The 11,011-nt window shown below is 36.3% G+C and carries 7 protein-coding genes and 3 pseudogenes; 4 read left to right on the forward strand and 6 right to left on the reverse strand.

Annotated elements, in window-relative coordinates:
* Positions 1-304: 304 nt before the first annotated feature.
* Positions 305-2,047: pseudogene (locus tag CP352_RS02850) on the reverse strand (beta-galactosidase trimerization domain-containing protein); the annotation flags it as partial.
* 211 nt (positions 2,048-2,258) lie between these two features.
* Here CP352_RS02850 and CP352_RS02855 point away from each other — a divergent pair.
* Positions 2,259-3,962: an IS1182 family transposase gene (locus CP352_RS02855; protein ID WP_089143252.1), complete on the forward strand. Its 1,704-nt coding sequence runs from the start codon at positions 2,259-2,261 to the stop codon at positions 3,960-3,962.
* On the opposite strand, the gene CP352_RS02860 is transcribed toward CP352_RS02855, so the two are convergent.
* A complete protein-coding gene (locus CP352_RS02860) occupies positions 3,955-4,110 on the reverse strand; it encodes a protein repA (protein ID WP_087712813.1) in 156 nt (51 codons plus the stop codon). The two genes, CP352_RS02855 and CP352_RS02860, sit on opposite strands and share 8 nt — an antisense overlap.
* 358 nt (positions 4,111-4,468) lie before the next feature.
* Between CP352_RS02860 and lnu(A) the strand changes: the two genes are divergently transcribed.
* Positions 4,469-4,954: a lincosamide nucleotidyltransferase Lnu(A) gene (gene lnu(A), locus CP352_RS02865; protein ID WP_086129319.1), complete on the forward strand. Its 486-nt coding sequence runs from the start codon at positions 4,469-4,471 to the stop codon at positions 4,952-4,954.
* 305 nt (positions 4,955-5,259) lie between these two features.
* On the opposite strand, the gene mobV is transcribed toward lnu(A), so the two are convergent.
* Complete coding sequence (gene mobV, locus CP352_RS02870) at positions 5,260-6,471, reverse strand: MobV family relaxase (RefSeq protein WP_089147412.1); 1,212 nt, start codon at positions 6,469-6,471, stop codon at positions 5,260-5,262.
* 358 nt (positions 6,472-6,829) lie between these two features.
* Between mobV and ermCL the strand changes: the two genes are divergently transcribed.
* Complete coding sequence (gene ermCL / locus CP352_RS10965; protein WP_002503927.1) at positions 6,830-6,889, forward strand: 23S rRNA methylase leader peptide ErmCL; 60 nt, start codon at positions 6,830-6,832, stop codon at positions 6,887-6,889.
* Between the two features lie 59 nt (positions 6,890-6,948).
* Positions 6,949-7,683, forward strand: a complete 735-nt coding sequence (gene erm, locus CP352_RS02875; RefSeq protein ID WP_089147413.1) for a 23S ribosomal RNA methyltransferase Erm — start codon at positions 6,949-6,951, stop codon at positions 7,681-7,683.
* 558 nt (positions 7,684-8,241) lie between these two features.
* On the opposite strand, the pseudogene CP352_RS02880 reads toward erm, so the two are convergent.
* The 3 genes and pseudogenes from CP352_RS02880 to CP352_RS02890 form a co-directional block, all read right to left on the reverse strand.
* A pseudogene (locus tag CP352_RS02880) lies at positions 8,242-9,054 on the reverse strand (beta-galactosidase); the annotation flags it as partial.
* Between the two features lie 10 nt (positions 9,055-9,064).
* A pseudogene (locus CP352_RS02885) lies at positions 9,065-9,685 on the reverse strand (glucose PTS transporter subunit IIA); the annotation flags it as partial.
* Positions 9,686-9,870: 185 nt separating this feature from the next.
* Positions 9,871-11,011: RNA-guided endonuclease TnpB family protein (locus CP352_RS02890; protein ID WP_098034851.1), on the reverse strand; the 1,141-nt coding region annotated here is incomplete at its 5' end.

An 11,011-nucleotide genomic window follows, 5' to 3' on the forward strand; every position in this document is an offset into this window, starting at 1 on the left:
TTAGTAAATAGTTTACTCAAATAAATAAAATATTTATTCGAAATCTAACTTTATTTTCCTAGAAATACTTTTATTGTCCTATAACTACTATTCAAATATAATAAATATAAGAATAAATCCTATGAACGGTCGGCTCATGGTTAATCTGATATTTCACTAGGATGTAAGGGCCAAACAGGTGGCAGACACCAGAATAAACCGACCATGATGAGTTCGTATATAAACGTGAACTTATTTTTTAACATAATTACAAAAAAGCATCATTTAACAATTTCTCTGTTGAATGATGCTCTTTTAATTCTAATTATTTAACCAACACTTGCACATCCCAAGCCTTCATTTGTTTATGAGCTGGCTGATTAGTCAAAATATCCTGATACCCAGCAAATTTTTCTGGCAATTCACGTTCATCATTACTCATATTCAAAACGAAGTATAATTCCTTGCCATCTTTAGTAATTCGCTTCGTCACTTCAAGCTGATTGCCAGCGGCCACTAACGATTCAATGTCAGCAGCCAAGACAATATGATTGAACAATTGAGTTAAACCAGCATGATCCAGTTTAGTACCAACATACCAAGCTTTACCTTGACCATATTGATTTTCAGTAATGGCGGCAGTGCCTTGATAAAATTCATTAGCATATTTCGCCAACACTTTAGCAGTTTCAGGGTGAATCAAGTCGCAGACTAAACCAGCTTCATAATTCTGATCCTTTAATGAAACATAAGTCTTGTGACCTGGCACTACTGCGTCGCTTTCTTCAACCCAAATGCCAGTAACATCCTTCAGCGGACCAGGATAGCCGCCCAGATAAACATTGTCGCTTTCATTAACCATGCCCGACATGTAGCTGGTAACGAAATCACCACCATTTTTAACATAAGCATTGATCTTGTCAGCCAAGCCAGTTTTCACCATGTATAAAACCGGGGCAACCACTAAGTCATATTGACTGAAGTCATCATCAACGCTAATTACATCAGTTGGAATATTTCGTTCATAAAACTGGCGATAATAATCAAGAATTGAGTCAACATAATGCAGGTCTTGGCTAATGCCATCGACATATTCATAAGACCAGAAATTGCTCCAGTCAAAAATAATAGCAACTTTAGCCTTAGTCTCTGAGCCGAGAATGGTCGATCCCGCCTGCTTTAACTTTTGCCCTAAGTCAGTTAATTCATGAAAGACTCGTGTATCAGTTCTTTGTGAATGAGCAATAATTGCACTGTGGAATTTTTCGGAACCACCCACTGCTTGCTTTAATTGGAAGAACTGAACAGTGTCAGCACCGTGAGCAACAGCTTGCAATTCAGTTGCGGCCATTTGACCTGGACGCTTTAGTGGACTGTAAGATTGCCAGTTAACTTGTGAAGGTGCAGATTCCATTAACATAAATGGTTGATGCTTAAGGCTTCTCATTAAGTCATACAAGAATGCTGGCTTATAAGCAGGTGCGTCGTAAGTTGGATAACTATCATAGGAAATAATATCTTGATCCTTGGCCCACTTTTGATAGTCAATCATCTTGTTGATTGCTAAAGTATTATTATTAATCGCCACGTCAAACCATTCATCTGATTTTTGAATACAAATCATTAGAAAGTCAGCATAATTATCAATCTCATTTTCGTAAATATAAGTGATAATATCTTTCATCACACTTATTTTATTTGTTTTCGTTAATTCAAAATAACTTTCAACATCAGCACCACCATGAGCAACAATCTCATCTCTTGAGTATTGATATTTTTCAGGATTATCCAAATGAATAAAATACCTAATCATTCCACGTCCTGAACCAACTTTTTGTGGCGCAGGCACATTCAAAGGTTCAATGATTTTCTCAACTGCTTTAAGTGTAATTGGACCGTCTGCTGACAACATCACATGCCAATGCGGTTTTTTGAACGTTCCGTCAGGATTGAAATCTTTATCATGCAAAGGACTTTCAACCCAACGCATATGCGTTTCATCTAAAATCTCTCGCCAATTTTTTGGCGCACTCTCTGGATACACAATAAATGCCCAGTCTCTACCTTTTACAATCTTTTCACTCATGTTATAATAACCTCACAATCATATAATGCGTAAATATGTTTTTCGTACAAGTGTCTGGGAAATAACTAATTCTCGGACATGAAAAAAGAACGATGATTTCCTGACGGATTTCATCGTTCTTTTTCTATATTTTAAGTGCCTTCCTTGATATTATTGAATCACCACAAAACAAAAATGAAAGAAGGCAATCTCAATGTATCAAAATTATACCACAGGTCAAACTGCTTTAACACTTAATCTGGACTTTACTATCCCCAATAATCATTTAGCCAATACTATCAGCTGCTTCGTTGATTCTATTCCCGAAGATGTCTTGTTGGGTGATACTGCTAAAACTGGTCGGCCAGCTTATCACCCAGCCATGATGCTTAAAATTTTGCTTTTTGCTTATTCCAGAAGAGTATTTTCAGGCAGAAAGATTGAATTAATGCTGGAAGAAAACGTGCCCATGATGGTACTAGCAGAGAAGCAAAAAATTTCATATCATACTATCAATAACTTTAGGTCTAGTGAACATGCCAATGAATTGGTTAAGAAGAGCTTTCTATACTTTACCAATTTATTAGAGCAAGAAGGCTTAATCAATGAAGGAGCCATCTTTATTGACGGCACTAAGATCGAAGCTGACGCTAATCGCTATACTTTCGTCTGGCGCAAGGCAGTTGAAAAGTTTCATGAAAAGCTCAAAGGACAGGCGGTTGAGCTTTATGATGAACTGATTGCCAAAGAAGTTGTTAAAGCAATGGCTCAAGAAAAAGTACAGACCAGTCAAGGCTTAGAAGAACTAGTGCAAGAAACAGAAGCTGAGATTGATAAGCTGACTGAAGAAATTGAGCAAGAACCTAAAGCTATTCCTGGCGGCTCGCCTAGAAAAATAAGAAGACGCGGTCTTAAAAAACTGCTTCATAAATTAAGAAAAGACTACGTTCCTCGAATGAAGAAATACGAAGAAGCAGAAGAAATCTTCGCTGGACGCAACAGCTACTCCAAGACTGATCATGATGCGACTTTCATGCATATGAAGGAAGATCATATGAAGAATGGTCAGCTGAAGCCAGGCTACAATATTCAAACCGCTACAACGGATCAATATGTAGTCGACTTTGCCTTGTACCCTAACCCAACTGACTTTAAGACATTAGAACCATTCCTAAAGCAGATGACAACGCTAGATAAGTTCGATAAGATTGTCGCCGATGCTGGTTATGGCAGCGAGTCCAACTATTCTATGTTAGAGCAAGAATATCCAGACAAAAAATACTATATTCCTTACACCATGTATGAAAAGGAAAAGACTAGAAAATATCGCAACGATCCGACTAAGCTGGCTAACTGGTTCTATGATGAAAAAGATGATTACTATCTTGATCAAAATGGCGTCAGGTTCAACTTTAAGTATTATAATCGGCGCAAAGATCGTTCTACTGGTCAGGTTCGTGATTTTAAGGTTTATGAAGCAGATGAATTCCAACTAACGCCAGAATTAGAACGCCTAGCCAAAACCAAAAGCGGACGTCAACGCCAAGTACGCTACAATCCTAACTGGCAGTATTTAAAAGAAAAAGCTAAAAAAGTTCTTCAAAGTTCTGAAGGCAGACACATCTATAGTATGAGAAAGTATGATGTGGAGCCAATTTTTGGACATTTGAAGAACGTCTTTGGCATGCGCCGAACTCATTTAAGAGGCAAAAAGAAAGTTGAAACTGATGTGGGAATAGCCTTCATGATGATGAATTTAAGCAAATATTGGAACAGAAGATGGTCAAAAGGCCAATTTTCTTTGTTCAAAAATCAAAATAGGGAGAAAAAACGATCAATCAAACTCAAATTAAGAGTTGAATTGATCGTTTTTCAGTATCTAAGGGTTAGTTATTTCCCAGACACTTTTTTTATTTAAAAATAGAACCTTTTTCTTTTAACTGGTTAATTAAAAACGTAACTAGACCAGACTTAGTCATACCATGTTTTCTAGCCATTTCTTCCAAAGTATTATTTGTTTCAACAGGAATAGATAACGTTATCTTTTTCTTTTCGTTATTAACCACAATTAACACCTCATTTCTTTAAAATCAGTATATTATACATACAACGTAAATACAACCTTTTATTTTAAATTCGTCCCTATTTTTAAAAACATTGATATATCAACGTTCCCTTGCCTTTCACATAGAACATTGCACTCCTGGGGGGTGTCGTAGTACCCCCCAGAAGTTGGTCGATTTTTTTTCAAAATCTCCCCCAGAGTTTTTTGTTTTCAACCTTTTTTAACAAAAAACATCTAAAAACACTGTTATATCAGCATTTATTTAGTTATTATAAAAATGTAGTTGTTTCTATATAGTATCAAGACAAGAAGAAACTCGTTTTCAACTCGTTTCAAATTCCCAAGTTAGGAGGGATAAAATGAAAAATAATAATGTAACAGAAAAAGATTTATTTTATATTTTAGATTTATTTGAACACATGAAAGTAACTTATTGGTTAGATGGTGGCTGGGGGGTAGATGTATTAACTGGAAAACAACAAAGAGAACACAGAGATATAGATATAGATTTTGACGCTCAACACACTCAAAAAGTTATACAAAAATTAAAAGATATCGGATACAAAATAGAAGTTGATTGGATGCCTTCACGTATGGAACTCAAGCATGAAGAATATGGGTATTTAGATATTCATCCTATAAATCTAAATGATGATGGATCAATTACCCAAGCAAACCCAGAAGGTGGTAATTATGTTTTCCAAAATGACTGGTTTTCAGAAACTAATTACAAAGGTCGAAAAATACCATGTATTTCAAAAGAAGCTCAACTACTTTTTCATTCTGGTTATGATTTAACAGAAAAAGACCATTTTGATATAAAAAATTTAAAATCAATAACATAATCGCTTTATTGACGTTAAGCCTCGGAACCCTTTTAAAAACCGTGAGCTTCCGCCCACACCTGACAAACGCAATGCGTTTGATCATGCCTCTGAAAAGTGAGTAAACAGCCATACCTGTTGGCTTTTCTGTCGGTTTACAAAAGCTAAATGACAACAAAAAAAGCTGCAAGGGTAAATGCACTCACTACGTTCGCCCTTGCTGCTTTTTCTATTGCCATTTTTAACGCTTATGCCGACGAAAAGACCAAACAGGTGTAAATATACTCGAATTGATTTAAAACGCCTTAAAACGCAAATATGAGCTTCTAACGACTTAATTCATCTCTATCTCGTGTTCGAGTTTCATTTCTATGAATTTTTTCAAACTCTCCACCTTTTACAAACTCTTTAATTTCACTCACAAGGTTATTCATGAGCTTTTCAGCTTGTCTAACAGTTGCACCAAGGGGATTTTCCATAAACTGATTAAAACCTCTGTAAATGCCCTTAATTTCGTTTTTAAGCGATTTATTCTCTTTCTCCAACGAATCAATTTTCTCTAAATTATTATTAAATCTATCTGCCAAATCATTGTAATCACGCACTACCTCTTTGTATTTGCCTTTTACGTAATCAATTCTTTTTGGTAAATCTGTTTCTGCATATTTTTTTAGTTGCTCATTCGATTTATATAAATCTTCATAGCCTTGTATTAAAGCATTTAATTTACTTTCAGGGATAATCACATTTCCTGTTTTTCGTTCTTCATTTTTCGTAAATTCATGACGTAACTTACCAATTCCAATCGTTTCGCCACTTGGTACTTTGACCGTTTTCGTTTCGTCTTTTAAATCTAAACTTTCTTTGTTGATTGTTGGTGTTTTATCGTTCGATAACGCTAAAACTTCTGACTTTCGCTGTTCCAGCGTGGTAGTCATCTCTTTTAATTCGTCCTTTGCCTTTTTATATTCAGGCACCGTTAAATTTTTACGCTCTGAACCTTTTTCGCCACGTTCAAGCTCAAAACCACGCTCATTTAAATACTTTGGCAATTCGTCTTGTACCGCCTGTAAAGCTTGACGATTAAAAAGAGTCTTTGCTGATAACCGCTTTTCCGCATTGAAAGGCACAATACCTAAGTGCATATGCGGTGTTGTTTCGTCTAAGTGAACTTGAGCGTAGCGGATATTCTCATCACCAAATTTTTCAGCGAAGTAATCTTTCGACTGTTCGAAAAAGTCTTTAATTTCTTTATCGTCTTTATCTTTAAAAAATCGGTTGTCAGAAGTTATGATCCATTCGTTTATTAATACAGCATCTTTTCTGACAGCACGACTACTCGATTTGTTGTCGTTAATAAATTGCTGAATATCCGTTTTGTAATTGTCTGTGCGATTGACTAAGTCATAATTTAAATACGACCGTTCAACATCAATATCTTTGTTCGAATGATTGTCTGTATTTCTCTGATTATGATTACCCACCCCAACCAAATTTCCTGATTTCATCTTTTGCATACGAGCCACTACAAATGACATATAAACACTCCTAACTTCGGTACAACTTCCATGTAAAGTATACACACTATACTTTATATTCATATAAGTGTGTACTCTGCGAGGCTGTCGGCAGTGCCGACCAAAACCATAAAACCTTTTAAGACCTTTCTTTTTTTCGTAAAAAAAGAAACAAAAAAACCCGACCTCTGCCACCTCAGCAAAGGGGGGATGCTTTCGTTACCACTCAAAAATAAAAAAGATACAAGAGAAATCTCTCGTATCTTTATTCAACAATAGGGCCCAATTGCAGTATAAATTTAACAGTCGTTCATCATGTTATTATTTATCAGAGCTTGTGCTATAATTATTCTAATTTCATAAAAAGGAGAATTAATATATGGGCATTTTTAGTATTTTTGTAATCAACACAGTTCATTATCAACCAAACAAAAAATAAGTGGTTATAATGGATTGTTAATATAAACATTCATTATAACCTCATAGGAGTGGGTTATAATGAACAAAAAAAATATAAAAGATAGTCAAAACTTTATTACTTCAAAGCATCATATAAATGAAATTTTGAGAAATGTACATTTAAATACAAATGATAATATTATTGAGATTGGTTCAGGGAAAGGTCATTTCACGTTTGAATTAGCTAAAAGGTGTAATTATGTAACCGCCATTGAAATAGATCCTAAATTATGTAGGATAACTAAAAACAAACTTATTGAATATGAGAACTTCCAGGTTATCAATAAAGATATTTTACAATTTAAGTTTCCTAAAAATAAGTCATATAAGATATTTGGAAATATACCCTACAATATAAGTACAGATATAATTCGAAAAATTGTTTTTGAAAGCACAGCTACAGAAAGTTATTTAATAGTGGAATATGGATTTGCTAAAAGGTTGCTAAATACAAATCGTTCACTAGCACTATTTTTAATGACAGAAGTTGATATATCCATATTAAGTAAAATCCCTAGAGAATACTTTCATCCAAAACCTAGAGTTAATAGCTCGTTAATTGTATTAAAAAGACACCCTTCAAAAATATCACTCAAAGATAGAAAACAATATGAAAATTTTGTTATGAAATGGGTTAACAAAGAATACAGAAAACTATTTTCCAAAAACCAATTTTATCAAGCCTTAAAATATGCAAGAATTGACGATTTAAACAATATTAGCTTTGAACAATTCTTGTCTCTTTTCAATAGCTATAAATTATTTAATAGATAAGTTAAGGGGTGCATAAACTGCATCCCTTAACTTATCTTATTTTGCTTAAACAATCTTGGCCCGTAAACTGCATAACTCATATGTAAATCGCTCCTTTTTAGGTGGCACAAATGTGAGGCATTTTCACTATTTCCGGCAATTACTTCCATGTAAAGTATAACCCACTATACTTTGCAAGCAAAGTGTGGGCTCGCCGAGGGGTCTTGCAGACAGCTGTTCGGCTCTTTTGAGCCGAGTATCAGCGCACCCTTATGGTGCAATTAGCTGATACCTGTTTGACGTTTTGCTGCCCTACTTTTTCAGTAGGTATGCAAACATCAAACCAAAATAAAAAACCCCCTTCGACTTTCGTCAGGGGGCTTTTTATTATTAAGGATTATTAATTTTATCAATAACTTTTCTCAAATATTTAACTAACCAGACAAAAAAGATAACTAAAGCAATAATATATACAAAACCCATTATCATTTTAAACACCTACCAAGTATAAGTAACTTCTTTACACTTATAAGTTATCATAATTAGAAAACGTTTTCTAATAGTGTACTTTTATAAGCTATTTTTCTTCTTCAACCACATGCCATCAATCATCTTGTTTGGCAAACTGTGGAAGTTAGTAGTTACAGGCGTTTCAGGATCGTACTTCTTGATGACTGCCTTTTCCATCTTGAAGAGGTTTTGCAAACTTTCGGATTGAAAGCGTAAGTAGTCGATTGAAAGGCCAGCAACAATGGCTTCGCTACTTTCTGGCCCCCATGCATCCCCCAACTCGTTTGGAACAACAATTTCATCCCAGTCATAAATCGTGTGACTCCAAACATTCATGTTCCAAGCCTTGTTGAGCGCACCCAAGGTCTTGTATTTGTTTCTCAACCAATCACGGAAGGCGTTTTGACAATTTCCACAGTAGCAGTTGCCACCGTATTCATTGTTCACGTGCCAAACTACGATATGCGGATTGTCAGCGTAGTGCTGGGCCAATTTTTTAACTAACTCACTATCCAGTATTTGATAATTCTTGCTGTTCGGACAGAATTTGTGCCGCTGACCAAAGACGTGACGTCTGCCTTGGTAATCAACTCTTGCGATATCCGGATACTTTTTAAACATCCAGGCTGGCATTGCGGCTGTTGCCGTACCCATCACAATATCAAAGTTTGCATCAGATAATTCTTGAACGATCTTGTCTAATTTAGAAAAGTCATAGACTCCTTCTCTAGGTTCAAGAACTGCCCAAGAGAAAATATTAATTGTAGCTGAATTTAAATCTGCCTTTTTAAAGACCTTAATGTCTTCAGGCCATGTTTCTTCTGTCCATTGATCGGGATTGTAGTCCCCACCATAAAGAAAACGTGATAATGTTTTTGTCATTTTTAAAACTCTACTTAAACTGGACTTCTACTACTTCATCACCGTGTTTTACAGTAGAACCTGCTTTAATTGGACTAGCTTTTTTAATTCTACCTGGTTGAGTGTAGAAGGTAACGATCGTATCCTTGTAGCCATTCTTAAGAGTCAAATCACGATCAAATTCTAGTAATAAGTTGCCCTTCTTGACTTCTTGTCCATCATCATAATACGTTTCAAAGCCTTCACCACGCAAGTTTACTGTTCCAAGACCAACGTGGACGACTACTTGCAAGCCATTATCTGAGATAATCTCAAAGGCGTGTTTTGTACCAAAGGTAAATCTAATCTTACCATCGAATGGTGCATAGATCTTGCCGGCACTTGGTTTGATTGCGAATCCCTTTCCTGGGAATGGCTTACCATCTTCGTCGACGACGGAGGACATTTGCATCAATTCACCATCGGCTGGTGCGTAAATCTTTTGCTGTCTAGGTCTTGCTTTAGTTGAATCGTCTTTTTCGATTTCACCTTCAGCAAGCTTAGTCTTCAATTCTTCAACAACTTTGGCGTGTTTCTTTTCGGTCAAAGTTACTTTGCTTAAGAACACGATGATTGAAATCACAGCTAAGATTAAAGGAATATATAAGGCCATTGTAGTCAACTACCCTAGACTGAAGTCTAGGGCTTAGTGGCTCGCTAGCTTGTGCTAACCAGAACACCAACTTGCTTAGATACAGGCTCGGCTTGTCACTAATAATCTCGCAACTATTAGCGATAGAGGTCGTCTAATTACCAAAGCCTTTTAAGTCCGTGAGTTGCTAGCGGACTGCAGCCTTTCTAGGCTGCTTTTTTTATTTTAGGATTCTGCCACTTGCCTAATCCTTTTTCTAGAATATTCACTGCCGCATTCCAATCACGAATATGGTGCGTTCGACAGATTGGACAAGTCCATTCCCGATCCTTAAGGGTTAATTTCTTATAACCGTTTTGCCCCATAATACTGCCACATTGATGGCATCTTTGAGTGGTGTACTTAGGATCAATTGTTTTGAACTCTTTGCCATATAGATCTGCCTTATAAGCCAGCATGTTCAGGAAACTACGCCAGCCAACATCAGAAATGGCTTGAGACAAGGCATGATTCTTTAACAGATTTCTGCTTCTTAGTTCCTCGGCAACTACTAAATCGTGGTTTTTGATTAGTGCAGTTGAGAGAACTTGCAAGAAGTCATTACGCTGTCTTCTGATCTTATCGTGCAGTTTAGCTACAACTAAACGCTGCTTTTGATAGTTTTTTGCTAGCCGCAAATTGCGTCCTTCTTTTTTAGCCCGGCGCTGCCTGCGAGACAAGACACGTTGGGCATGGGCAAGCTTCTTTTTTGCTTTACGATAAAATCGTGGATTGACAACCATTGATCCATTTGACTCCGTTAAGAAATTATCAAGGTTAAGGTCAATGCCAATTTGACTCTGCGTCTTAGGCAATTCCTTGACAAAAGCAGTATCGCTGCCTAACTGCATAGACAGGTAGAATTGGTCATCAGCGGTCTTTTTTATCGTCACTGTTCCAATACGAGTTGGAATATGATTAACCAGACGCTCTTTGATTAGCTTTCTAAAGCCGGCAATGCGGACAATTCCTAGCTTAGGCAATTTAATATGCTTAGCATCAATAAACCTAGCCGTCCCGTTATCAAGAAAAGCTTCTTTTTGCTTAGGATATTGACAGTTGGTTTGGTATGACCAGCCACTGCGTTTTTTGTGAAAAGTCGGAATTCCATGGCCAATCTTGCGATAGTTGTTCCAAGCCTTCTGGTAGTTCTGAATCGCATTGGCAAGGGCAAGGCTATCAATTTCTTTAACACGCAAAAAGCTATAAGCATCGCGGATATTCTTAGGCTTAGCTAATAACAAGTTATTGGCGACTACTTCTTCTGCCAGCCTAGTCTCATAATTATTAAGAATAGAAAAGGCAAAA

This window comes from Lactobacillus sp. UMNPBX1 (assembly GCF_002554085.1).
Taxonomy (GTDB): domain Bacteria; phylum Bacillota; class Bacilli; order Lactobacillales; family Lactobacillaceae; genus Lactobacillus; species Lactobacillus crispatus.

Bases quoted from the DNA above. Each gene is read 5' to 3' on its own strand.
- erm (WP_089147413.1), top strand. From the start codon at position 6,949: ATGAACAAAAAAAATATAAAAGATAGTCAAAACTTTATTACTTCAAAG.
- mobV (WP_089147412.1), bottom strand. From the start codon at position 6,471: ATGTCATTTGTAGTGGCTCGTATGCAAAAGATGAAATCAGGAAATTTG.
- CP352_RS02855 (WP_089143252.1), top strand. From the start codon at position 2,259: ATGTATCAAAATTATACCACAGGTCAAACTGCTTTAACACTTAATCTG.